Raw genomic sequence first — 22,943 nt, forward strand, 5'->3', positions numbered from 1 at the left:
TCAACACCCTCTCATCGAACCGTAGGAGTCCTCCAAGTCTGTTTTCGAGGGTATAACATTCTGCGGGTCCGATGTGACGACGACCGAATTCGGCCGGGCATCCTAGGACGAGCTACAAAGACGGTACCGACTATTTCTCGGTCTTCACCTTCGCTGCTTCCCGCAGTCCCATCACCGAATGACGCCTGCTGTACAGCACGTAGATCACGACACCGGCGGCCATCCAGACCAGGAAGCGCAGCCACGTCTCGACCGACAGGTTGAGCATCAACCACAGGCACGCGAGCACGGCGAGGATCGGCACCAACGGAACCCACGGCACCCGGAACCCCCGCTCGAGGTCCGGTCGAGTCTTGCGCAGAACCAGAACACCCGCCGACACGAGCACGAATGCGAACAGCGTTCCGATGTTCACCATCTCCTCGAGCGTGCCCAGCGGAACGAAGGCCGCGAGAAGTCCGACGATGACGCCGACCAGAATCGTCGTCCGAACCGGCGTGCCCTTCTTTCCGGTATGTGCCAATCCGCGCGGCACCAATCCATCGCGCGACATCGCGAAGAGCACTCGGGTCTGGCCCAGCATCAACACCATCACCACGGTCGTGAGACCGGCAAGTGCGCCGAACGAAATGATGTTCTTGGCCCAGGTCAGACCGTTGAGCTCGAACGCCGTTGCCAACGTGGAACTGTCACCCGCCAGATCGGTGTACTTCACCATTCCGGTCAGCACCAGGGTGACGGCCACGTAGAGCACGGTCACGATCGCGAGGGAACCGAGGATGCCGCGCGGCAGTGCCTTCTGCGGCTCCTTGGTCTCTTCCGCCGTCGTCGCGACCACGTCGAAGCCGATGAACGCGAAGAACACCAGCGACGCTGCGGCCAGCAGCCCGTACCAGCCGAAGGTGCTACCTCCGGCACCGGTGACGAACGAGAACAAGGACTGATGGAGACCCTCGCCTGTGGAGCCGGGCTGCGACGGAGGAATGTACGGGTCGTAATTGGAGACCTTGATGTAGAAGGCACCGAGCACGACGACGAAGAGAACGACGATCACCTTGATCGCGGTGATCACGAGCGAGACCCGCGAGGACAACTTGGTGCCCGATGCGATCAGCACCGTCAGCACCACCACGATGAGCAGCGCGCCCCAGTCGAAGTTCAGCGAACCGATCTGGAGTACCGGCGCGGCCGTACCGAGCAGATCGCCCAAGTACAACGACCACGCCTTGGCCACAACAGCGGCCGCGAGGCCGAACTCGAGGATCAGATCCCAGCCGATGATCCAGGCGATGAACTCACCGAACGCGGCATAGGAGAACGTGTACGCGCTGCCGGCAACGGGAACCGTCGAGGCGAACTCCGCGTAACACAGTGCCGCCAGGCCGCAGGCGATCGCAGCGAGCACGAACGCCACCGACACCGCCGGTCCCGCCACGTTTCCGGCGGTCCGCGCGGTCAGGGTGAAGATGCCCGCACCGACGGCAACGGCGACACCGAACACGGTGAGGTCCCAGGAACCGAGTTCTTTCCGGAGTTTCGTATCCGGCTCGTCGGTGTCCTCGATCGACTGCTCGATCGATTTGGTCCGGAACCACCCCGTCGTGCGCGGGGTCTTGGCCGGCCGGTCTGCTCTGCTCATCTGGCCTCCGTAGCGCGTATTCGCCTCTGTCCACGGATCACACCCGTCGCAGAGTTCACTGTGACATCAGACTATTGCCTTCGGGCGCGCCGCTCGCGCACTTCCGCAGTTCGAAAAGACCTCCGCACAGGTGCGACAGGCCGCGAGGAATCTACTGGCGACCGACGGAGGCCACGAACACCTCGGCCACGCCCGAGTCGGCAGTCACCGTAACGGATCGATCCGCAGCCGGTATCCAGGCCGAGCTGCCCTGCGGCACCGTCAGCCCGGACTGGCTGCCGCCGGTACTCGCCACGACGGTGCCGTCGGTACACAGCAGAATGCGGGGACCGGATCCGGGTATTTCGACCGTCTCCCCCGGCGACACCGCCGTCCGACTCAGCGCGAATTCCGGTGCAGGCGTGCGGTACTGGTAGGTGGGCCGATCGTCCTCGCCCGGAGTGATGGGAGAGATATCGGCCGGCTCGAAGTCCAGTACGCGCAGCAGTTCCGGGACGTCGACGTGCTTGGGAGTCAGTCCTCCGCGCAACACGTTGTCGGAGTTCGCCATGATTTCCACTCCGGTACCACGCAGGTATGCGTGCAAGTTTCCGGCATCCAGGTACAGGCCTTGCCCGGGAGCCAAGGTCACCCTGTTGAGCAGCAGTGCTGCCAGCACACCGGCGTCGCCGGGATAGGACTCGCCGAGCTCGAGCAGAGTCCTGGCCTCGGCCGCGAATCGTCCCCCGTCGGTGCGCGCAGGACCGGAAAGGTAATCGATGCATCCCTGGGCAACGGCCGGAAGAATATCGTCCAGCGACTGCCCGGGAAGCGTGATCCACGAGGTGAACACCGTACGCAGTCCGGACGCATCGGGCTGTGCGGCCAGCAATGTGCGGTACCCACCGAGCGCGGCCACGGACAACGCGTCGAGCAGTTCCACGGTCTCCGCAGGGCTCCGGAAACCGGCCAGCGCCTCGAATTCGGTGAGCGCCACGATCAGTTCCGGCTTGTGATTCGGATCCCGATAGTTGCGCACCGGAGAATCGATGGGGACACCGGCCGCATTCTCGCGTGCGAAACCTTCATGTGCCTGCGCACTGCTGGGGTGGGCCTGCAACGACAAAGGCTCTTCTGCGGCAAGGAGTTTCAGCAGGTACGGCAGTCGGGACTCGTACTGCTGCGCCGAGCCTCCCAGCTGCGTTGCCGGATCCCCGTCGATCAATGTGAGCAGTGGGGTGCTGCCGCCCTCGTGCACCACGTGCGCCGAATCGGCTGGGTGAGCACCGAGCCAGATCTCGGCCTCGGGATGATCGGACGGAACCGGGCGACCCTGAATACGGGCCAGAGCGGTTCGCGACCCCCATGCGTAGGACCGAACCGCACCACGCAAGAGCTGCACTAGCTACCGCCCATCAACAACAGGTACGCGGCGGTCGTGTCCAACCGCGTCGCCAACACGGACATGGTGTCGAGCACCGAAAGTGTAGCCGGACCGGGAGACGCGACGGTGATGTCGAGCTCTGATCCCGGCCTCGCGCCGCCGAACAGCGCATCGGTCGACTCGGCGAGCAACAATTCCGACTCGGTGACACCGGCCAGTCGTCGTTCGGTCATGGCGCGATCGACGTCGGATGCGACGACGATGACGCGCATCGGCAGTGCGGGTGGTGGGCCGTCGAGCTGCTCGTCGTGAAAGAACGAATCGAATGTCTGTGCCGTGCCGGCAGATTCGGCAGTCCTCGCCCGGACGGACGCCGCGATGACATCGCCGAGTTCGCCGGCACCGACGAGCACACCCGCCACACGAAGTAGCACCTCACTGCCGTGCCGAGCCACCTCGACGGCTGCGGCGCTGCTGCCGGACAGCACCACCCGCCGACCGTTCATTCCGCTGGCGAGAGCCTTGGCCGGGTTGTGGAACACCTCGTTGGACGGGCTGTTTCGGACCGCCTCGGCATCGAGCAGGTCGGCCAGACGAGACAGATTGGGCAGCAACGTCTTCCATGATCCACCGGCAACCGCACCGAGAACGGCGACGAAGGCGGCGAGATAGCGCATCAGGGCGTTGTGGTCACGGACCGCGATTCGCGGCGGCAACCACATGACTCTGGCTCCTCGGACGGCACGCAGCGGGCCTTCCTCGGGTGCCACCACCACCACTTCCGCGCCACGACGTGCTGCGGCATCGACAGACTCGGCAAGGCGCGGATCGCCTGCGTCGTCGCCGGCAACCACCACCACATCGAGCGGGCCGATCCACGGCGGAGTTCCGGTACTACGCACCAGCGGAACACCGAGTCGGTCACCGAGCGCTGCGACGAGAAGTGACGCGGCACGACTGCTGCGCCCGTCACCGGTCACGATGACCACACTTCTGGGACGCAGATCAGCCAACCGAGAAAGCACCGCTTCGTCCACCGCCGTCGCGACAGCGCGAACCTGCGCGCCCGCCAGAGCAGCACTGCGCAACGCACCCTCGCGATCGGCCGCGATGAGAGCATCGGCATCATCGAGATCGACCAGAGACGACACTGCGGTCATGGCTGCGACACCTCCCTTCGTCACCGACCGGAAACGAACGCTTACCCACTCATGAACCCTCGGTAACCACTATTCCAGTCCGGCGCGAACGATGCCCAATATCTCGGTCGACAATGCATCGACATCCGCAGCGGTGCGCGCTTCCACGTTCAGTCGGAGCAGCGGTTCGGTGTTCGAGGCCCTGAGGTTGAACCAGGAACCGTCGGCGAGATCGACTGTCACGCCGTCGAGTCGGTCGATGCCCGAGGTTCGATCGGCGAACGCCGCGAGCACGGCCTCGGTACGACCCGCCGCGTCGTCGACGGTCGAGTTGATCTCGCCCGATGCGCTGTAGGTCTCGTAGTCGGCCATCATCTCCGACAGTGGGCGGTCCTGTGCACCGAAAGCGGCGAGGACATGCAGCGCGGCGAGCATGCCGGAGTCGGCACCCCAGAAGTCGCGGAAATAGTAGTGGGCAGAGTGCTCTCCACCGAAGATGGCTCCGGTGTCGGCCATCTGCTGCTTGATGAAGGAGTGGCCAACGCGGGTTCGTACCGGCGTGCCACCGAGCTCGGTGACCAACTCCGGCACGGAACGGGACGTGATGAGGTTGTGGATGATGACCGCGCCCGGTTCCTTGGCCAGTTCGCGCTCGGCCACCAGGCAGGTGACGGCCGAGGGTGAAACCGGGTCGCCCTTCTCGTCGACGACGAAGCAGCGATCGGCGTCGCCGTCGAACGCAAGTCCGATAGCAGAGCCGGTCTCGACGACGAAGCGCTGCAGATCCACCAGATTCGCCGGATCGAGCGGATTGGCCTCGTGGTTGGGGAAGCTGCCGTCGAGCTCGAAGAACAGCGGCTCGATCGTCACCGGCAACGGTCCGAACACTGCAGGGACGGTGTGCCCGCCCATTCCGTTGCCTGCGTCCACGGCGATCTTCATGGAACCGATTCCCGACAGATCGACCAGGTCTCGCAAGAACTGCGCGTACTCGTCGAGGACGTCGCGGGACGTCACCGTTCCGGCCGGGCCGTCGAACTCGGGTACCCCGTCCACCAGTTCGGCTTTGACGGTGGCCAGACCGGTGTCCTGTCCCACCGGCTTCGCGCCGGAGCGGCATAGCTTGATTCCGTTGTACTTCGCCGGATTGTGACTCGCAGTGAACATGGCCCCCGGGCATTCGAGCAGGCCCGAGGCGAAGTACAGCTGATCGGTGGACGCCAGGCCGATGTGCACCACATCGAGTCCTTGAGCGGTGACACCGTCTGCGAAGGCCCGAGACAGCGCCGGCGACGAATCACGCATGTCGTGACCGATCACGACCGACCGCGCGGCCCCCGCCTCGTCGCGTACCAGACGCGCAAACGCGGCTCCGACGTCTCGCACGAACGCCTCGTCGATCTGCTCACCTACGACTCCACGGACGTCGTAGGCCTTGATGACGGCGTTGACGGACTCTGCGGTTCGGGCCACGAAGATTCTCCTGGTGATCGTTCTTGCGACGCCGCACATCGGCGTCGTCGAGCGTGTGTGACGGTGCGTCCGCACCAGTATCGGCAGAACGGCACAGACCGTTTCGGTCCTGCTCGAAAACCTTGCCAGACGGCAGTCGGACCGGCCAGTCGGACGTCGCCACACCACACCGGTGTGCGCGGCGACTCAGGACGTGGGGTCGGGAAGAACTCGAAGGTGACCACGCCTGCCGGTTCGGACGGCCGGGGCGGATCGGCGTTCACCGTCGGACGGACGAGACGCCGACCGATCGATCTCACGGTCCTCGGAGCGGACGCGATCGCCGCGGCCCGCCTCTCGAACCGCCTCGGCAAGTGCCGTCAGGTCGTCCTCGTCGGGCGTCGACGTCGAGTAGCCACCCTCGTACCGAACGAGCTCCCAGCCCTTCGGCGCGGTGGTCGTCGACGCGTGAATCTCGCACAGATCCCACGAGTGTGGCTCGTCCACGGTGGCGAGCGGCCCGACGACCGCGGTGGAATCGGAGTAGACATATGTGAGCGTTGCAACAGCAGAACGGTTGCAACCAGGCCTGCAGCAGCCACGCAGTGATCTCACGAATGCAGAGTATCCGGTAGGCGCAACCGACCGAACGACCGACACACCGGACGAGCGCGATAACCTCCCCCCATGCCTCGATTCTCCTCCGCGCGCAGGATCACTTCTCGGTCCGTGGCACGGCACGGCCGCGGCATCCGCGGACCGGTTCTGCCCGAGGACATCCCTGCCAGGCGCTCACGGGCAGAGAAGTTCGACCGACTGGTACTCGACGCGTTCGCGCGAATCGATCATCGATGGCACGACAAGCTCTCGAAGCTGGATATCGCCGTCGACGATGTGCCCAAGATCAGGGCGTTGGATCCGGAGTCCGTGACATGGCCACCCGAAGTGGTGGCAGAGGGTCCTGTGCCGCTGTCGCGATTGGTGCCGGCCGGGATAGACAAGCGCGGAGAGACGACACGCGCCAGAGTGGTGCTGTTCCGGCGACCGCTCGAGCGTCGCGCAAAGCACCCCGAGGATCTGGAGGATCTGTTGTTCGAGGTTCTCGTGGAGCAAGTAGCGACATATCTCGGGATCGACCCGGACGAAGTGGATCCGAACAGCGCCGCAGAGTGATCTGCGGCAGGGTGCTCGATCGAGCACAACCGAGCGTCGGTGGAACGCTCAGCCGATACCGCGCTTGAGTCGACGCCGTTCCCGCTCGGACAGCCCACCCCAGATACCGAAACGCTCGTCGTTGGCGAGTGCGTACTCGAGGCATTCGTCCTTGACCTCGCAGCCGAGACAGATGCGTTTCGCCTCGCGGGTCGAGCCACCCTTCTCCGGGAAGAAGGCCTCGGGATCGGTCTGAGCGCACAGTGCGCGCTCCTGCCACTGATCCTCGATCTCCTCGAACATCTCGTCGAAACCTGCGACAAGACTGAGGAACGGCTTGGCCGGCGGAACCGACTCGGCAACGAACGGCATCAGGTCGGCGTCGGAATCGACATCGTTGTCGGTATCGGCGTCGGTCTCGATCTGCGTCTCGATCGTTCGACCCACGTACGCAGAACCCGCGTCGGCCGTGACGCTCGAATCTGCCCCGTTGTCGGCCTCGGTCTGCGGCGCGTCGTCGACAGCGCTGAGATGTGCAGTGGGTCCGCCCCGCTGATCACGTGTCACGTGCTCGTCATACATCGCTTCCGCCTCCTCACCTGTGGTAGCGCAGATACTTTCGGTCTTCGTGTGCTCGAATACCTTGCCCCGCGCAGGTATTCGATCCAACTGGCGCGTCCGAACGCTCGCGCGTTCGTCCAACTCTCGACCTCTACTCGACGTCCATGCAAGGACGAACAGGAAGGGAACGAGTGTTCGAAACCAGGCTCGCTGCAATCGAACTCGTGCTGCGAACACTGAATGACATACCTGTGATTAGACACGCACAGGTGTGTCGCGGTCAAGCCGATCGCGCAAATCCAATACCATCACATGCCCGAAATCGGCTGTCTCCCCGAATCGGAGCCCGTCCCGTGCGTGTCGCGGCGGTTATGGCACCTCCACACGGTCCGCTCGTACGGGTGCAGCACCGGGTGGGCGCTCGCCCGGCACCGCCGCAACCCCACTAGGCTCGTGCGTTGTGAAAGTTACTGTTCTGGTCGGTGGCGTCGGTGGCGCGCGGTTCCTTCAGGGTCTCAAATCCTTGTTCGGCGACAACCCCGAGCACGAGATCACTGCGGTGGTCAACGTAGGCGACGACGTGTGGATGCACGGTCTTCGCATCTGCCCGGATCTCGATACGTGCATGTACACCCTCGGTGGTGGAATCGACACCGATCGTGGATGGGGCCGCATCGCCGAGACCTGGAACGCTCGTGACGAGTTGGCGGCCTACGGTGCCGATCCCGACTGGTTCGGACTCGGCGACCGTGACATCGCCACACACCTGATCCGCAGTCGGATGTTGCGCACCGGATTTCCCCTGTCGGCCGTCACCGAAGCCCTCTGCAACCGGTGGCAACCGGGCGTCCGGCTGCTGCCCGTCACCGACGATCGGTCCGAGACCCACGTCGTCGTCACCGATCCGGACGATCCGAGCGGCGAGCAGCAACGCGCAATTCACTTCCAGGAGTGGTGGGTTCGTTACCGAGCGCAGATCCCGACCCACAGTTTCGCCAACATCGGTGCCGAACAGGCAAGCCCGGCACCGGGAGTGGTCGAAGCGATCACAGAATCCGATGCCGTGATCCTGGCCCCGTCCAATCCAGTGGTGAGCGTCGGCGCGATTCTTGCGGTCCCGGGCATCCGCGGGGCCCTCAGAACCACAGCAGCCAAGGTGGTCGGCCTCTCCCCCGTCGTCGACGGTAAGCCGTTGCGCGGCATGGCCGACGAGTGCCTGTCCGTCATCGGTGTCGACACCACAGCACAGGCAGTGGGCCGTTACTACGGAAGCCGAAGCGGCACCGGCATTCTCGACGCGTGGCTGGTGCACACCACCGACGCCGCGGTCGTCGACGGAGTGGACGTGCAGTCGGTCCCGTTGCTGATGACCGACCCCGAGACCACAGCGGTGATGGCGCGTACCGCGCTGCTCGCGGCTGGACTCGACCTGTGACCGATTCACGCGAGACCGCCTCGATGTCCACGGTACCGAGCGATCATGCACCGGGCGGTTCGATCGAAATGCTGCCGATCACCGGACTCCCGGAATTCAGGCCGGGTGACGACCTGGCTTCGGCGATCGCCGAGCGAGCGCCGTGGTTGCGCGACGGCGACATCTTGATCGTCACCAGCAAGGTCGTCTCCAAGGTGGAGGGCCGGTTGGTGCAGGCACCGCACGATGCCGACGAGCGAGACGCTGCCCGCAGAGTGCTGGTGGAGCAAGAAGCTGTGCGCATCGTTGCGCGCAAGGGCCGAACCCTGATCACCGAGAACCGGCTGGGCATCGTGCAGGCCGCGTCGGGCATCGACGGCTCCAACGTCGACGGTGGCGAACTGGCACTGCTGCCCGAGGACCCCGATGCCAGCGCCGCAGCCTTGCGCGCCGCTCTCGGCGAACTGCTGGGGGTGACGGTCGCCGTGGTCGTCACCGACACCATGGGTCGCGCCTGGCGGATCGGGCAGACCGACGCTGCCATCGGCTCAGCGGGTCTCCCGGTTCTGCACGCCTATGCCGGAGCCGAGGACGGTCAGGGCAACGAGCTCGTGGTCACCGAGGTCGCGATCGCGGACGAGCTCGCTGCCGCAGGTGATCTGGTGAAGGGCAAGCTGGGCGGTGTCCCGATCGCGGTCGTACGCGGCTTGGCACCGGTCGACGACGGTTCCACCGCGGCGGCTCTCCTTCGCGGCGGCGAGGACGACTTGTTCTGGCTCGGCACCGCCGAAGCACTCGATCGTGGCCGTCGGGAGGCTCTACTGCTGAGACGGTCGGTGCGCTCGTTCTCCTCGGACTCGGTCGATCCCGAGCTGATTCGAGCTTCGGTCGCCGACGCTCTCACCGCCCCCGCTCCGCACCACACTCGACCGGTCCGGTTCGTGTGGGTCAGGACCCCGGCGCTTCGGCGTCGGCTGCTCGAGACGATGCGCGAGCAGTGGCGCGCCGACCTGACCGACGACGGCCTCAGCGAGGAGCGGATCGCCGCGCGGCTGAGCCGCGGTGACATTCTGTTCGACGCACCGGAAATCGTCGTTCCGTTCTGTGTGCCCGACGGCGCGCACTCGTACCCCGACGAGAGGCGTCGAGCCGCGGAGGAGACGATGTTCACCGTGGCGGTCGGTGCCGCGGTCCAGGGTCTGCTCGTTGCCCTTGCAGTACGCGAACTCGGCAGCTGCTGGATCGGCTCGACCATTTTCGCCGCCGATACCGTGCGTGCCGAACTCGGACTGCGTGCAGATTGGAAAGCCATGGGAGCCATCGCAATCGGGCACCCCAACGAGCCGTCGACGGTCCGGGATCCGGTGGTTCCCGGGTCGTCACTGTTGGAGCTCTGACGTGTCGGCAACGACGCCGCCTCATTCGACTCTGTGGAATTCGGTCGGAGCATCGCTCGATCGATGGGCACCGTCCGATTCGAGCGACGAATCGCTCCGGCACACGATGCTGGCGTTTCTGCACAGCAACCCGGATGCGTGTCTGCGCGCCAACGAGGCCGGCCACTTCACGGCGTCCTCGCTGGTGCTGAACGAGTCCGGCACCCACGTGCTACTGACTCTTCACCCGAAGGTCGGTCGGTGGATTCAACTGGGCGGCCACTGCGAACCGACGGACCACACGGTGGTCGACGCGGCGCTGCGTGAGGCCACCGAGGAATCCGGGATCGCCGATCTGACCATCGATCCGGCACTGCTCTCGGCGCACACGCACCCGATCACGTGCTCGCTGGGTAGGGCGACCCGGCACCTCGACCTGAGGTTCCTGGTGCGCGCCCAGGACGGTGCCCGGGCGGTCCGCAGCGAGGAGTCGACAGATCTTCGATGGTGGCCGGTCGACGCTCTGCCGGACACCGCCGAGCACGAGACGATCGACCGTCTCGTCGCGCTCGCTGCACGCCGCCGGTAGCGACGAGCGGATCGGGTCAGACGTCGGTGGAGAAACGCACTCCGCCGTCGGGGAGCTTGACGCCGGGCCACACGCGCGCACCGCGGAGCAGTTCGCATCGAGCTCCGATGTCCGCACCGTCGCCGATGACCGCGTCGCGCACCAGGGCGCGGGGTCCGATGCGGGAACCGAAGCCCAGAATGGATCGCTCGACAACGGCCCCGGCCTCGACGACCGCACCGTCGAACACGACGGCACCGTCCAGGCGAGCTCCCGCTCCGATCTCGGCACCGCGGCCGACGACGGTTCCGCCGATCAACAGTGCGCCCGGTGCCACTCCTGCGCTCGGGTGAACCAAGGATTCGCCGCGATCTCCGTGCAGCGCGGGCGACGGCGCGATGCCGCGGACCAGATCGGCCGAGCCCTTGACGAAGTCTTCCGGCGTACCCATGTCACGCCAGTACGCGCTGTCGACGTGTCCGTAGACCTTCTTGTCCTCGGCGAGCAAGGCAGGAAACACCTCTCGCTCCACCGACACCGGACGGCCGGCCGGGATCGACTCGATGATCTCGCGCTTGAAGACGTAGCAACCGGCGTTGATCTGGTCGGTCGGCGGATCCTGAGTCTTCTCGAGAAACGCTGTCACGCGGCCGGATTCGTCGGTGGGCACACAACCGAACGCGCGCGGGTCGCCGACCCGAACCAGATGCAACGTGACATCGGCGTCGGTGGTTCGGTGCGTATCGAGAACTGCCGTCAGATCGGTGCCGCCCAGCACGTCCCCGTTGAAGACCATGACGTTCTCGGCGCGCAGTCGCGGCAGAACGTTCCTGATGCCTCCGCCGGTGCCGAGCGGCTCGGTCTCGAAGACGTATTCGAGATCGATGCCGAGTGAGGATCCGTCTCCGAAATGCTGCTCGAACACTTCGGCTTTGAACGACGTTCCGAGGACGACGTGCTCGATGCCCGCGGCCTTGATGCGGGCCAAGAGATGGGTCAGGAACGGCAGTCCGGCGGTGGGGAGCATCGGCTTCGGCGCCGAGAGCGTCAGCGGCCTGAGCCGAGTTCCCTTGCCGCCGACCAGAATGACTGCATCGGTACGTGCGGCGACCGATGGGGAACTATCCGACATGTCCAGCCTCTGTTCTCTCGTCCGTGAGTCGTCCGTCAACTGCGCGGGCCCGAAGCGCCGAGGTCACAACGATCTTCGAGCGAAGACCGAGACCAGCACGCAGAGCCAATCGTAAGGGAGCCTGCCACGTCCGAGCGTGTCTGTCGGCCTGAAAGCGGTATGCACTGGTGTGATGTGCGGGCAACATCACTTCCGGATGCCGTCCTGCGGCATGGCCTTTCGAATGGGTGACCTCGACGCCGGGAACGTAGACGTTGTGCCAGCCCGCTCTGCCGAGCCGGTCACCGAGATCGACGTCCTCCATGTACATGAAGTAGCGCGAGTCGAATCCGTCGATCGAATCGAACGCCGACCGCCGCAACAACAGGCACGATCCAGACAGCCACCCCACGGGACGCTCGGTCACCGTTTCGTTCTCCTGGCGATACCGCTGAGTCCACGGGTTCTTCGGCCAGAGCTTGCCCAATATCGCGTGTCCCGCGCCCGACGTCAGATCGGGCACCGACCGAGCCGAGGGGTACCGAGAGCCGTCGGGCTCGCGGATGAGCGGACCGAGAGAACCTGCGCGCGGCCAACGAGCCGCCGCGTCGAGGAGTCCGTCGAGTGAACCGGGGTGCCAGCGCACATCGGGGTTGGCCACGACGACGAACTCGACAGCCGGGTCCACGGCGGCGACCGCGCGATTGACCGCAGCTCCGTAACCGATGTTCGCGCCGGTGCGCAGCAACTCGGCCTCGTCGAATGCTGCCTCGGCTGCCTCGGGGGTGCCGTCGACCGAGCCGTTGTCGGCCATGATCACCCGATAGGGGCGCGTCGTGGCCTCACGTAGAGACGTCAGGAATTGATCCAGGTATTCGCCGGGCGAATAGGTCACCGTCACTACGGCCAGCTCGGAACTCACGCGGGCAAGAGTAGCCCGAGCGCGGGTGAAAGCCTCACCTCGACTGCGTCAAGGCTGCCGTCAGTGCGGCCGACCACGGGCGCGCCGGCGTCAGGCCTGCGTCGACCCAGGCGGTCGGCGAGAGGACCGAGTAGGCAGGCCGGGGTGCCGGCACGACATATTCGGCGCTCGAACACGGCTGCACGCGCTCGGCATCGGCACCGATGTGCGTGAACACCGCGCGAGCGAGATCGAACCAGCTGGCCTGCCCCGCGTTGGTGTAGTGCAGGGTCCGTCCCACCACGGTGGGGTCGGCTTCGATCTCGAGCAGGCCCGACGCCAGGTCGAAGGCGAACGTGGGCGAGCCGATCTGGTCGTTCACCACCGAGAGGGTGTCGCGCTCACCTTCGAGCCGTTGCATCGTGGTCACGAAGTTCTTACCGGTGTTGTCGTACACCCACGCGGTCCGCACGACGACGGCCTCGGGCAACTCCTCGCGCACCGCGAGCTCGCCGGCGAGCTTGGTGCGTCCGTATGCCGACTGCGGCGCGGTCTTCGCGTCGACGTCGTACGGTTCGGTCGCTGTGCCGTCGAACACATAATCGGTGGAGACGTGGATCAACCGGGCACCGACACGCCCGCAGGCGCGCGCGAGATTTCGGGGGCCGTCTGCATTGACGGCCATGGCCCTGTCCTCGTCGGTCTCGGCAGCGTCGACCGCGGTGTAAGCAGCACAGTTGATCACCGTTGCTCCCGCACTCACCACGGCAGCGACCGCATCGGGGTCGGTGATGTCCAGGTCGGCGGACGAATACGCGAGAACCTGCGCACCGCTACCTCGTTCTGCGGCCAGAGCCACCACTCGGCGGCCCAACTGGCCGTGTGCACCGGTTACCAGGATCGCGTTCACGGTTGCCAAGTGTGGCACGCCGGGTTCGGTTGGGCGAGGCAGCGACCGCCGACAAGTAACCTTCGAACAGCGGGGGGAGAACGAAGCAGTCGGCTGCCGAGGTCGGTCGGAACGAGAGAGGGTCGTGAACGGTGCCACGAGATTCAGGCACGCCCGGAGGTGAGCGCACTCCCCCGCCGCGGCGGCGCACTCCCCGGCGACCCGACGGTTCCGATGCACGCGGCGCGTACCGCCCCGACGATCTCGATGCGCGTATCGCACGTCGACACCCCGACGAAGAACAGCGCGGAGAGCGCCGGTCCCGCGAACGCGGCCGCGACCGCAGCGAATCGACCGGGCGATCGCACCGGACGAGGCAGCGTGATCCCCGCGGTCCCGTCGGGCGACCGGAATCCGAGCGCGGCGCTCCTACCGCGGGTAGCGGTCGCCGTTGGCCCCCGACTCACGTGGCTGTTGCGGTCCTGTCGATCCTCGTTCTTCTCGTGACCGGTTTCGCGTGGCGCAGTGTCGACAGTCTGCGATCGAACATCGCCACCGCAGGTGGTCTGGGTCTCGGCGGCGCCGCAGACGGTGCCGTGGACATCCTGATGGTCGGTACGGACAGCCGCACCGACGCCCACGGCAACGCGTTGTCGCCCGAGGAACTCGCATCGCTCAATGCCGGTGAAGAGGTGGCGTCGAACACCGACACGATCGTGTTGATCCGCGTCCCGAACGACGGATCGTCGGCCACCGCCATTTCGATTCCACGCGATTCGTACGTGGAGGTACCGGGCATCGGGATGTCGAAGATCAACGCCGCGTACGGCGCGACCAAAGAGAACAAGCGGCTGGAATTGGTGGAGCAAGGTGTCGCGGACGCCGATGCGGAGTCCCAGGCCACCGAGGCCGGGCGCGAGGCTCTGATCGATTCGGTCGCCAACTTGACCGGGATCACCGTCGACCACTACGCCGAGGTGGGTTTGCTCGGCTTCGTGCTGTTGACCGATGCCGTCGGCGGCGTCGAAGTGTGCCTCAACAACCCTGTGCAAGAACCGCTCTCGGGTGCGAACTTCCCGGCCGGCGAGCAGAAGCTGGCTGGTTCGCAGGCTCTGAGCTTCGTTCGACAGCGGCACGATCTCCCCCGCGGAGACCTGGACCGTATCGTGCGTCAGCAGGTGTTCATGGCCTCGCTCGTTCGGAGTGTGTTGAGCGCCAAGACACTGAGCAATCCCAGCAAACTGGGTCAGCTGAGCACCGCGGTGCAGCGGTCGGTGACGCTCGACTCCGACTGGGACATACTGCAATTCGCTACTCGACTCCAAGATCTCGCCGGAGGCAAGGTCAAGTTCGAGACCATCCCCGCCGTCGACATCAACGCCACGACCGACTATGGCGAATCGATCGTCCAGGTCGATCCCGCCGCGGTGAAGAAGTACGTCGCGAGTTTGCTCGGCGATGGCAATTCGGCGGAGGCCAACGCAGAGAATTCCGAGGCTCCGGAGGTCGATCCGTCGACGGTGACCGTGGACGTCGCGAACGACAGCGGAATCGAAGGACTCGCCAACGGCGTCGCCGGTTCCCTGACGGCGTTGGGGTACGTCGGCGGGACCATCGGAAACTACGAGGGCTCGTCCATCTCGTCGAGCCGCATCCAAGCTGCCGACGTCGACAGTGACGCCGCGCGCGCCGTCTCGGCCGCGCTCGGCGGACTGCAGATCACCGCGGACGACACGCTGACGTCGGACACCGTTCGGGTGGTGCTCGCCGACGACTACGCGGGCCCCGGTTCCGGGCAGGCGGCAACAGCCGAAACCATTGCACCCGAGTCGGGTACAGCGATTCCTGAGGAGCCCGCGGCTCCGATCGACGCGGGCTCCACCGGCCCGATGTGCGTCAACTGACAGGCGTCGATCGACCTGTGCGTCGACTTCGACGGTGCTGCTCTCAGCGTGTGGAACGCAGCGTGTGAACAGGCGTGCCGAGTCGTCATCTAGGGTGCGTGGTGTGGCCTCGAATCTGACTCAGACCCTGCTCGACCCGATTCTTGCCGCTGACCCGGCCGGTCCGCGCATCACGTTCTACGACGATGCGACCGGCGAGCGGGTAGAGGTGTCGGCAGTGACACTCGCCAATTGGGCCGCGAAGACCGCCAACCTGTTACGTGACGAGTTCGCGTTCGAGGTAGGCGGCAAGGTCAGCGTGCTGTTGCCCGCACACTGGCAGACGGCCGCGGTCCTGCTTGGCGCTTGGTGGGCGGGCGGCGAGGTGGTCCTGGGTGCCGACGACTCCGCAGACGTGGCCATGGTGTCGGCAGATCGCCTTGCCGAGGCACCGGATGTCGACGAGGTGTTGGCCTTCTCACTCGACGCGTTCGGTAAGGCTGTCCCCGACCTGCCGATCGGAATGACCGATTACGCGACCTCGGTGCGGGTGCACGGCGATCAGTTCCGGACCTCGGGAGGCGCAACCGGGACAGCGGCTCTGGACGGTCGTTCGGTGGACGAGGTGCTCGCTGCCGCGCGTGCCGGTGCCGAGACTCGTTCGTGGACAGCCGCCGATCGCGTGCTGTCGACGGCATCCTGGAACACCCCCGACGAGATCATCGAGGGCTTGCTGTCGGTGCTCGTCGCAGGAGCCTCGCTGGTTCAGGTGACCAATGCGGACGAGGCGAAGTCCGAGCGACGTACCGAGACCGAGAAGGTCACCGCCATCCTGACCTGAACCTCGGGCCCCACCGCGCGAGCGCAGCACTCACCCGGGCTGTCGATAGCCGCCGTCTGCGAGACCCGCCTGGATTTCGTATTTGTTCGCAGGCCCACGATGCCGTATCTCCTCGGCGAGGTATCGAAACGGGAACGTCAACCCGAAATGCGCCCACTGATCCGCGTGCACGGCCTCGTGCCGCAGTACCCGACGAGCAGTGTTGGCTTTCGTCAGGTAAACGCCACCGAATGTCGTTCCGCCACGGCCGAATCCGCCGCGCAGGCCGGTACAGACGAAGATCGAGAACTCGTCGTCGAAGTGCGCGGTTCCGCGCCACACGCGCGCGTAGACCAACGCCAGCCGCGTCACCAGCATGGACTGCCACCGACCCCGGCCGGCTCGCCGAATCTGCTCCTGCCGAGACACAGCCGTCCTCACCCCAACAACGTGGTGCGCAGAGCCTTGTCCTTTTCCAACACCATGGCCTCGAGTGACGCCTGGAAGGCAGCCATTCGTTCTCGAAGCGCGGGATCGGACGCACCCAGAATCCGGACCGCAAGCAGCCCCGCATTGCGGGCACCGCCGATGGACACCGTGGCCACGGGAACACCCGCGGGCATCTGAACTATCGAGAGCAGCGAATCCATACCGTCGAGATACTTCAGCGGTACCGGCACACCGATGACCGGCAATGGCGTCGCCGACGCCACCATGCCGGGCAGGTGCGCCGCTCCACCGGCACCGGCGATGATCACCTTGATGCCACGACCAGCGGCCTCGCGGGCATAGTCCAGCATCCGCTGCGGGGTTCGATGGGCCGAGACGACACCGACCTCGAACCGAATGCCGAACTCCGCCAACGCTTCTGCAGCAGCTTCCATCGTCGGCCAGTCGGAATCGCTGCCCATGATCAGGCCGACTGCGGGGCCGGGATCAGGAGTGTTGTCAGTCATCGTGCGGGTCCCATCCGTCGGTCCATTCGGCGTGTGACATCCAGTGCGCTGCACGTTCGGCCCGCTCGCGTACCGACGCCACGTAGGCAGGATCGGCGAGGGAACCGGACGACGAGCCCAGGATGTTCACGTGGCCGATCTTGCGGTCCTTGCGTTCACCTTTTCCGTACAGGTGCACCTTCGCATCGGGCATGCGGGCGAACAGGTGATGCAGCCGCTCGTCCATCGTCATCTCCGGTGCCTCCGGCGCGCCGAGAATGTTGGCCATCACGGTGAGCGGAGCAAGTGGATCGGTGTCTCCGAGTGGATAGTCCAACACCGCACGCAGATGTTGCTCGAACTGCGAGGTGCGGCACCCGTCCATGGTCCAGTGTCCGGAGTTGTGTGGCCTCATCGCCAGCTCGTTCACCAGCAGCTTGCCCGAGGTGGTCTCGAACAGCTCGACCGCAAGATCCCCTACGACACCGAGCGCGCCTGCGATGTCGAGTGCGAGTCGGCCCGCGAAAGTGGCCACGTCCTCATCGAGATCGGGAGCAGGTGCCAGCACGACGGCGCACTGGCCGTTGCGCTGCACGGTCTGCACGACGGGCCACGCGGCACCCTGACCGAACGGCGATCGTGCGACCATCGCCGACAGCTCGCGGCGCATGGCGACCTTCTCCTCCACCATGAGCGGTACACCCAGGTCGAGTTGAGCCGTGACGATCGCCTCTGCTTCCTCGGCGTCCGCGGGCATCCAGACACCGCGCCCGTCGTATCCGCCGCGCACGGCCTTGAGGACCACCGGCCACCCGTGCTCGTCTCCGAACGCGATGGCGTCCTGCGCCCACGCGACCTCCGCGTAGGCGGGGCCGGGCGCGCCCAGTTCTGCCAGCTTGCGCCGCATCCGCAGTTTGTCCTGCGCGAAGATCAACGCGCTCGGTGGCGGTTGCACGTTGACACCTTCGGCGACCAGAGTCTCGAGATGCTCGGTCGGCACGTGCTCGTGGTCGAACGTGAGCGCGTTGGAACCGGTGGCGGCGGTGCGCAGCGCCTCGAGGTCGTCGTGGTGACCGAAGACGACGTCGGGGCTCACCTGGGCTGCCGGCTCGTCCGAGCCCGCGGCCAGAACCCGGAGCGTCTGCCCGAGCTCGATGGCGGATTGGTGGGTCATTCGGGCGAGCTGACCACCGCCGATCATCGTGACCACGGGCATTCCGGTCGACGGCGGGCGCGCAGCTGTGGGGCGCGGTTCGGTACCTGTCACGGCTCACCATGGTGTCATGTCCTGCGCCTTCGGTCCGAACCGGCAGCCGCACACGTCACTGCCGGCCCAGCGAGCACCTGTGGAAACCCTGATGATCAGAGCGTCGGTTCGTCGGATCGGTTGTTCGTTTCGTAGACTTCACCGTTGTGCCGACGATCGACAGCGTGCTTCGACGCTTACCCAAGCCCATCAGGGATCTTGCGATTCGGCACAGCGAGCTGATCAAGTTCGCCATCGTGGGTGGCACGACGATGGTCTTCGACCTCGTGATCTTCTATTCGCTGAGCTTGACGGTGCTCGAGCAGAAGCCGGTGATCGCCAAGATCATCTCGGGCGTGCTCGCCACCCTGCTGAGCTACTTTCTCAATCGCGAATGGGCCTTCAAACACCGCGGCGGACGCGAGAGACACCACGAGGCCCTGCTCTTCTTCGGCATCAGCGGAATCGGAGTGCTCATTGCTGCCGGTCCCCTGTGGATCGCGAACAACATCTTCGACATCCGCGACACCAGCGAGTCGCTGACGATGGTCGTCATCATCGACTTCGTCCTGAACTACATCATCGGCAATCTTCTCCAGATGGCGTTCCGGTTCTGGGCGCTCAGGCGTTTCGCTTTTCCCGAGGACAATGCGCGCACGATTCTCGAGATCGACGCCGAGCGCAACGAGGACCCTACCGACGCTGCAGACGCGCTCGACAAGCCCTGATCGTTCTCAACGCGGCTCACGGCGCGACACCGCAGGCGAAGGTTCACGCCACGCCGGTATGAACACCGAGAACAAGGCAGGTCGGCGACGTTGCAATTCCAGCCTGCCGCCGTCCGCTTCGATCAGGGCCCGAGCCAGCGCCAGCCCGACACCGGTGGATCCGGCACCGGAGAATCCGCGATCGAAGATGTGTGGCGCAAGTTCGTTGCTCACACCCGGCCCCTCGTCGGATACCTCCACGCAGACCAGTCGTTCCCGCCGTCGATCGGTGCTCTCGACCGCCGAGACCGCCCTGACGGCGACTGTGCACGTACCGTCGCCGTGCACCAGGGAATTGTCGACCAATACCGACACCGCCTCCCGCAGTCGCGATCCCGTCACCGACGCCTTGAGATCCATGTCGCCCTTCAGCTCCAGGCTGCGGCCTGCGTCCTCGAAATTGCGCTGCCATTCGACGACGGTGCCGGTCAGTTCCTCGATGACCGACACTTCGTGAGCGCCGGCCGCTCCGTCGCTGCGGGAGGACCGGACGAGCTCGTCGATGGCGAGCGTCAACCGGTCGACCTGGTCCATCGCCTCGTTTGCCTCGTCCACCACCGCCGGATCCGGGTGCGTGGAAATTTCGTCCAGACGTAGCCGGACCGCCGTCAAGCGGCTGCGGAGCTGGTGAGAGACATCGGCGACCAGCGTGTGTTCACGCTGCAGACGGCCGGCGATCTCGACGGTGGCCGAGTCGAGTACTTCCGAGACCCGGTCGAGCTCGGCGATCCCGTGCCGTCGTGGGTCCGGCCGAAAGTCGCCCTCGGCAAGTCGGGCAGCGCGCCGGGCCACGTCCTGCAGCGGATCGGCCAAGCGCTTGGCCGTCAGAACAGCGACAACCGTGCCTGCCATCGCGGACGCGAGTACCACGAGAGTCACCGCTCCGAGCGCCTGGCGTTGGAGGGACCGCATGTCATCGGACGGCACTTCGAGTCGCAGTGAACCCGAGGTACCCATCGACAACGACTCGACGAGCGGCCGATCCACGAACGCCTGGCCGATGTCCGCCCGCGACGCGGCATCCTCGGGGGTCGGGTAGATGACCACCAGCCGTCCCCCCTCGGGGATCGCCAATCGAAGCGAACCGATGTCGAGTTGGCCTTCGATCAGACCCGCCGACCCCTCCTGCGAAATGATCTCCGCCGCCATCCGGTCGAGACGGGCTTGCAGGTCGTTGCGGGTGAAGTCCTCGACCCACAACCACGCCGTGTACATCAAGGGCAAACCGAGCAACAGCGCCGTCATGACGACGACAGCGAGAATCGAGACCAGAATTCGACGCCGCATCGACGACTAGTCGCTGTTGATGCGGAATCCGACGCCGCGCACCGTCGCGATACGACGCTCGGCAACGGGTCCCTCGTCGCCGATCTTGCGGCGCAGCCAGGACATGTGCATGTCGAGAGTCTTCGATCCGCGCAGCTCGGCATCGCCCCAGACCTCGCGCAGAATCACATCACGGGAGACCACTTGGCCCGCGTGATCGAGCAAGACTTTCAGCAGCTCGTACTCCTTGTTCGCGAGCGAGATCTCGGTGCCACCGACGAGGACGCGACGGGCCGCTGGTTCGAGACGAATGGCTCCGACCTCGATCGGCGCGTCCTCCCCCGCCCCACGGCGGCGGAGCAGGGCACGGACCCGGGCCATGAGCTCGGCGAGCCGGAAGGGCTTACCGACGTAGTCGTCTGCGCCGGCATCGAGACCGACAACAAAATCGACCTCGTCGGTTCGCGCGGTCAGCATGAGGACGGCCAGCTCGGATCGGTTGGCCCGCACCTGCCGGCACACCTCGAGTCCGTCCATACCCGGCAGCCCCAGGTCGAGGATCAGCAGATCGAATTTTCCATCCAAGGCGCGTTGGAGGGTGGCAGGGCCGGTCTGTTCGACGGTCACCGTGTACCCCTCACGCCCGAGAGCGCGGGACAAGGGCGCAGCGATAGCTTCGTCGTCTTCGGCAAGCAGCACGTCGGTCACATCGGTCACCCTACGGTTCGAAAGTGAGAACAGCCTGTGTTACCTGCGTTTTCCAGCGCGCCATCCGGGCTTGGACTCGACGGGCGAATCGTCGGCCATCGGCTCGAATGCAGCCTCTCGGCCGTGCACGGACTCGCGGCGGTATTCCATCGAGTCGAATACCTGCTGGTAGAGCAGGGAATGGACACGCTGGACGTGCGGAATGTCGTCGAACTCGAGTGGATCGTCCGACGCCGAGGCAATGATCAGTGTTCCGGTGCCCAGCATCCGATCGAGCAGGCCGTGGCGAAACTGCACGTTGCTGATTCGACTCATCGGAATATCGATGCCGGAGTGGGTCAGCACGCCCTGGCGAATCAACACACGCCGGTCGGTGACGATGAAGTGCGTGCACTTCCAACTGATCAGCGGAACCAGACAACGCCACCCCACGATCGCCGCCCACGCCACTGCCGCGGCAATCATGGCGACGTGTGAGGCGGTCGATTGCAGTCGCGCACTCGCGACGCCGAGGGCTACACCGGCGACGCCGGTGACGAGCACGAACGTGATCGACGGAAGTATCAGCATCTTCCAGTGCGGGTGATGATGGAGCAGTAGCTCCTCCTCGTCGGCCAACGCGTCTTGTGGATACCCCACGTGCACTCCTGACTACTCGCTACGGCATCCGACTGAAGGTGTGATGGTCTCACGAGACGGGCCGGAGATGAGTGACGTCACCGGCCGCGACCGCCAGCCGACCGGAATCGGGGTGCTCCATCTCGATCACCATTCTGCCGTGCTCGTCGACGTCGACGGCAGTGCCGAACTTCTCCTCGCCGCCGGGAAGGTCGACTCGAACGCGTTGCCCTATGGTTCCGCACCGATCCCGGTACCGGTGCGCGAGCGCGTCGGTACTCCAGTTCGAGTCACGCCACGAGTCCACCTCTGCGGCCACCCCCCTCAGAATCGCGCGCACCAACGTGTCGCGATCGAGAACCGCTGCCTTCTCGAGAGCGAGCGACGTGGCCGTCGACACCGGCAACTCGTCCGCGGTCATCGACACGTTGACCCCCAGCCCGATGACCACCGTCGGGGACGGTCCGTGCGCAGCAACCTCAGCGAGGATGCCCGAGACCTTCTTGCCTTGGATGAGGACGTCGTTGGGCCACTTCAGTCGCGCATCGACTTCGCCGACGGTCCGTAACGCGTCGACCAGAGCGATTCCCGTCATCAACGGCAGCCATCCGAGTACCGCTGGATCGATCCCAGGGAACTTCAGCAGCATCGACAAGAGGATCTGCGACCGGGGCGCGCCGGAAAACGATCTCGAGTGCCGACCGCGACCGTTGTCCTGATGCTCGGCGATCAGCGCGGTCCGGTCGGCATAGTTCACTGCCCCTGCCACCAGATCGGCATTGGTCGAACCGGTTTCGGCAACCACGTCCAGACGGGACCACGACGCCTGCGGTCCGTCCACCAGTGCCCGCCGAAGTGCGCGGACGTCGAGCGGTGGGCGATCGAGGTTTGTCCACATGAGCACCAGCATATGGGCTCGGCAACGACCTACGCCCTTCGCGAACCACCCTCGGTCGGGTCGCAGATCACACTCGCAGTTAAAGTGTTGCCCCATGACCAGCGTCCAGGAATCCACTGCACCCGGGTCGGCCCAAACACCCGATATCCATACCACTGCGGGTAAATTGGCCGATCTTCGTAAACGTCTCGCGGGTGCGGAGCATCCCTCGGGTGAGGCGGCGGTGGAGCGGGTCCA

The 22,943-nt window shown here is 65.5% G+C and carries 23 protein-coding genes; 7 read left to right on the forward strand and 16 right to left on the reverse strand.

Annotated elements, in window-relative coordinates; all coding sequences use genetic code 11:
• Positions 1–130: 130 nt before the first annotated feature.
• The 5 genes from CH305_RS25190 to CH305_RS25210 all read right to left on the reverse strand — a co-directional run bounded on the left by CH305_RS25190 (position 131) and on the right by CH305_RS25210 (position 6,208).
• Complete coding sequence (locus tag CH305_RS25190; protein ID WP_032403069.1) at positions 131–1,639, reverse strand: amino acid permease; 1,509 nt, start codon at positions 1,637–1,639, stop codon at positions 131–133.
• A gap of 151 nt (positions 1,640–1,790) precedes the next feature.
• On the reverse strand, positions 1,791–3,020 hold the full coding sequence (gene manA / locus CH305_RS25195; protein WP_094705170.1) for a mannose-6-phosphate isomerase, class I: 1,230 nt from the start codon (positions 3,018–3,020) through the stop codon (positions 1,791–1,793).
• Positions 3,020–4,162 carry a tobH protein gene (locus tag CH305_RS25200; protein ID WP_094705344.1) on the reverse strand — a complete coding sequence of 381 codons (1,143 nt, stop codon included), beginning with the start codon at positions 4,160–4,162 and terminating at the stop codon, positions 3,020–3,022. The genes manA and CH305_RS25200 overlap by 1 nt, the downstream gene beginning before the upstream one ends.
• A gap of 69 nt (positions 4,163–4,231) precedes the next feature.
• Positions 4,232–5,614, reverse strand: coding sequence for a phosphomannomutase/phosphoglucomutase (locus tag CH305_RS25205; RefSeq protein WP_037155792.1), 1,383 nt, complete (start codon positions 5,612–5,614; stop codon positions 4,232–4,234).
• A gap of 186 nt (positions 5,615–5,800) precedes the next feature.
• The gene (locus CH305_RS25210; RefSeq protein WP_170944848.1) at positions 5,801–6,208 is read right to left on the reverse strand and encodes a DUF3499 domain-containing protein; all 408 of its coding nucleotides are present in this window, start codon (positions 6,206–6,208) and stop codon (positions 5,801–5,803) included.
• Positions 6,209–6,280: 72 nt separating this feature from the next.
• Here CH305_RS25210 and CH305_RS25215 point away from each other — a divergent pair, with 72 nt between their 5' ends.
• The gene (locus CH305_RS25215; protein WP_032376893.1) at positions 6,281–6,766 is read left to right on the forward strand and encodes a metallopeptidase family protein; all 486 of its coding nucleotides are present in this window, start codon (positions 6,281–6,283) and stop codon (positions 6,764–6,766) included.
• A 48-nt stretch (positions 6,767–6,814) separates the two neighbouring features.
• Here the strand turns inward: CH305_RS25215 and CH305_RS25220 are convergent, their stop codons facing one another.
• On the reverse strand, positions 6,815–7,048 hold the full coding sequence (locus CH305_RS25220) for a WhiB family transcriptional regulator (RefSeq protein ID WP_027496498.1): 234 nt from the start codon (positions 7,046–7,048) through the stop codon (positions 6,815–6,817).
• A 718-nt stretch (positions 7,049–7,766) separates the two neighbouring features.
• Between CH305_RS25220 and cofD the strand changes: the two genes are divergently transcribed.
• From cofD to CH305_RS25235, 3 genes are all read left to right on the forward strand, one after another.
• A complete protein-coding gene (gene cofD, locus CH305_RS25225; RefSeq protein ID WP_094705172.1) occupies positions 7,767–8,741 on the forward strand; it encodes a 2-phospho-L-lactate transferase in 975 nt (324 codons plus the stop codon).
• Between the two features lie 23 nt (positions 8,742–8,764).
• On the forward strand, positions 8,765–10,117 hold the full coding sequence (locus tag CH305_RS25230) for a coenzyme F420-0:L-glutamate ligase (protein WP_094705346.1): 1,353 nt from the start codon (positions 8,765–8,767) through the stop codon (positions 10,115–10,117).
• 106 nt (positions 10,118–10,223) lie between these two features.
• A complete protein-coding gene (locus CH305_RS25235; RefSeq protein ID WP_094705348.1) occupies positions 10,224–10,685 on the forward strand; it encodes an NUDIX hydrolase in 462 nt (153 codons plus the stop codon).
• A 16-nt stretch (positions 10,686–10,701) separates the two neighbouring features.
• Here CH305_RS25235 and CH305_RS25240 read toward each other — a convergent pair whose 3' ends face one another.
• Genes CH305_RS25240 through rfbD form a run of 3 tightly spaced genes read right to left on the reverse strand, consistent with a single transcriptional unit; the run spans position 10,702 to position 13,586 of the window.
• The gene (locus CH305_RS25240) at positions 10,702–11,796 is read right to left on the reverse strand and encodes a sugar phosphate nucleotidyltransferase (RefSeq protein WP_032376891.1); all 1,095 of its coding nucleotides are present in this window, start codon (positions 11,794–11,796) and stop codon (positions 10,702–10,704) included.
• The gene (locus tag CH305_RS25245) at positions 11,786–12,697 is read right to left on the reverse strand and encodes a glycosyltransferase family 2 protein (RefSeq protein ID WP_032376890.1); all 912 of its coding nucleotides are present in this window, start codon (positions 12,695–12,697) and stop codon (positions 11,786–11,788) included. Before CH305_RS25245 ends, CH305_RS25240 begins: the two co-directional genes overlap by 11 nt.
• A 34-nt stretch (positions 12,698–12,731) precedes the next feature.
• Positions 12,732–13,586: a dTDP-4-dehydrorhamnose reductase gene (gene rfbD / locus CH305_RS25250; protein WP_094705174.1), complete on the reverse strand. Its 855-nt coding sequence runs from the start codon at positions 13,584–13,586 to the stop codon at positions 12,732–12,734.
• A 446-nt stretch (positions 13,587–14,032) separates the two neighbouring features.
• Between rfbD and CH305_RS25260 the strand changes: the two genes are divergently transcribed.
• Both CH305_RS25260 and CH305_RS25265 read left to right on the forward strand, forming a co-directional pair.
• Entirely contained in the window at positions 14,033–15,469 is a 1,437-nt protein-coding gene (locus CH305_RS25260) for an LCP family protein (protein ID WP_032403064.1), read from the forward strand.
• 94 nt (positions 15,470–15,563) lie between these two features.
• Positions 15,564–16,289: a TIGR03089 family protein gene (locus CH305_RS25265; protein ID WP_373454588.1), complete on the forward strand. Its 726-nt coding sequence runs from the start codon at positions 15,564–15,566 to the stop codon at positions 16,287–16,289.
• Between the two features lie 30 nt (positions 16,290–16,319).
• Here CH305_RS25265 and CH305_RS25270 read toward each other — a convergent pair whose 3' ends face one another.
• From CH305_RS25270 to CH305_RS25280, 3 genes are read right to left on the reverse strand one after another with little or no spacing between them, the layout of a single operon-like run.
• Positions 16,320–16,709 (reverse strand): hypothetical protein, encoded by a 390-nt coding sequence (locus CH305_RS25270; RefSeq protein ID WP_249305490.1) that lies wholly within the window; start codon positions 16,707–16,709, stop codon positions 16,320–16,322.
• A complete protein-coding gene (purE, locus tag CH305_RS25275; protein WP_032376886.1) occupies positions 16,706–17,224 on the reverse strand; it encodes a 5-(carboxyamino)imidazole ribonucleotide mutase in 519 nt (172 codons plus the stop codon). Before purE ends, CH305_RS25270 begins: the two co-directional genes overlap by 4 nt.
• Positions 17,217–18,419 (reverse strand): 5-(carboxyamino)imidazole ribonucleotide synthase, encoded by a 1,203-nt coding sequence (locus tag CH305_RS25280; protein WP_371828263.1) that lies wholly within the window; start codon positions 18,417–18,419, stop codon positions 17,217–17,219. The genes purE and CH305_RS25280 overlap by 8 nt, the downstream gene beginning before the upstream one ends.
• A 197-nt stretch (positions 18,420–18,616) precedes the next feature.
• Here CH305_RS25280 and CH305_RS25285 point away from each other — a divergent pair, with 197 nt between their 5' ends.
• Complete coding sequence (locus CH305_RS25285; RefSeq protein ID WP_032376884.1) at positions 18,617–19,177, forward strand: GtrA family protein; 561 nt, start codon at positions 18,617–18,619, stop codon at positions 19,175–19,177.
• 6 nt (positions 19,178–19,183) lie between these two features.
• On the opposite strand, the gene CH305_RS25290 is transcribed toward CH305_RS25285, so the two are convergent.
• The 4 genes from CH305_RS25290 to CH305_RS25305 are packed head-to-tail and all read right to left on the reverse strand — an operon-like array spanning position 19,184 to position 22,706.
• Positions 19,184–20,503 (reverse strand): HAMP domain-containing sensor histidine kinase, encoded by a 1,320-nt coding sequence (locus CH305_RS25290; RefSeq protein ID WP_094705182.1) that lies wholly within the window; start codon positions 20,501–20,503, stop codon positions 19,184–19,186.
• Positions 20,504–20,509: 6 nt separating this feature from the next.
• On the reverse strand, positions 20,510–21,190 hold the full coding sequence (locus CH305_RS25295; RefSeq protein WP_032403539.1) for a response regulator transcription factor: 681 nt from the start codon (positions 21,188–21,190) through the stop codon (positions 20,510–20,512).
• Positions 21,191–21,229: 39 nt separating this feature from the next.
• Positions 21,230–21,829, reverse strand: a complete 600-nt coding sequence (locus tag CH305_RS25300; RefSeq protein ID WP_037156216.1) for a PH domain-containing protein — start codon at positions 21,827–21,829, stop codon at positions 21,230–21,232.
• Positions 21,830–21,878: 49 nt separating this feature from the next.
• Complete coding sequence (locus CH305_RS25305; RefSeq protein WP_032403537.1) at positions 21,879–22,706, reverse strand: biotin--[acetyl-CoA-carboxylase] ligase; 828 nt, start codon at positions 22,704–22,706, stop codon at positions 21,879–21,881.
• Positions 22,707–22,943: the final 237 nt, after the last annotated feature.

The organism is Rhodococcus sp. 15-649-2-2 (assembly GCF_002258645.1).
Classification (GTDB): domain Bacteria; phylum Actinomycetota; class Actinomycetes; order Mycobacteriales; family Mycobacteriaceae; genus Rhodococcoides.

Excerpts from the sequence above, each read along its gene's own strand:
- CH305_RS25190 (WP_032403069.1), bottom strand. The coding sequence starts at position 1,639 with ATGAGCAGAGCAGACCGGCCGGCCAAGACCCCGCGCACGACGGGGTGG.
- CH305_RS25200 (WP_094705344.1), bottom strand. The coding sequence starts at position 4,162 with ATGACCGCAGTGTCGTCTCTGGTCGATCTCGATGATGCCGATGCTCTC.
- CH305_RS25215 (WP_032376893.1), top strand. The coding sequence starts at position 6,281 with ATGCCTCGATTCTCCTCCGCGCGCAGGATCACTTCTCGGTCCGTGGCA.
- CH305_RS25220 (WP_027496498.1), bottom strand. The coding sequence starts at position 7,048 with ATGTTCGAGGAGATCGAGGATCAGTGGCAGGAGCGCGCACTGTGCGCT.
- CH305_RS25230 (WP_094705346.1), top strand. The coding sequence starts at position 8,765 with ATGTCCACGGTACCGAGCGATCATGCACCGGGCGGTTCGATCGAAATG.
- CH305_RS25235 (WP_094705348.1), top strand. The coding sequence starts at position 10,224 with ATGCTGGCGTTTCTGCACAGCAACCCGGATGCGTGTCTGCGCGCCAAC.
- CH305_RS25240 (WP_032376891.1), bottom strand. The coding sequence starts at position 11,796 with ATGTCGGATAGTTCCCCATCGGTCGCCGCACGTACCGATGCAGTCATT.
- purE (WP_032376886.1), bottom strand. The coding sequence starts at position 17,224 with ATGACTGACAACACTCCTGATCCCGGCCCCGCAGTCGGCCTGATCATG.
- CH305_RS25280 (WP_371828263.1), bottom strand. The coding sequence starts at position 18,419 with ATGCCCGTGGTCACGATGATCGGCGGTGGTCAGCTCGCCCGAATGACC.
- CH305_RS25290 (WP_094705182.1), bottom strand. The coding sequence starts at position 20,503 with ATGCGGCGTCGAATTCTGGTCTCGATTCTCGCTGTCGTCGTCATGACG.
- CH305_RS25305 (WP_032403537.1), bottom strand. The coding sequence starts at position 22,706 with ATGTGGACAAACCTCGATCGCCCACCGCTCGACGTCCGCGCACTTCGG.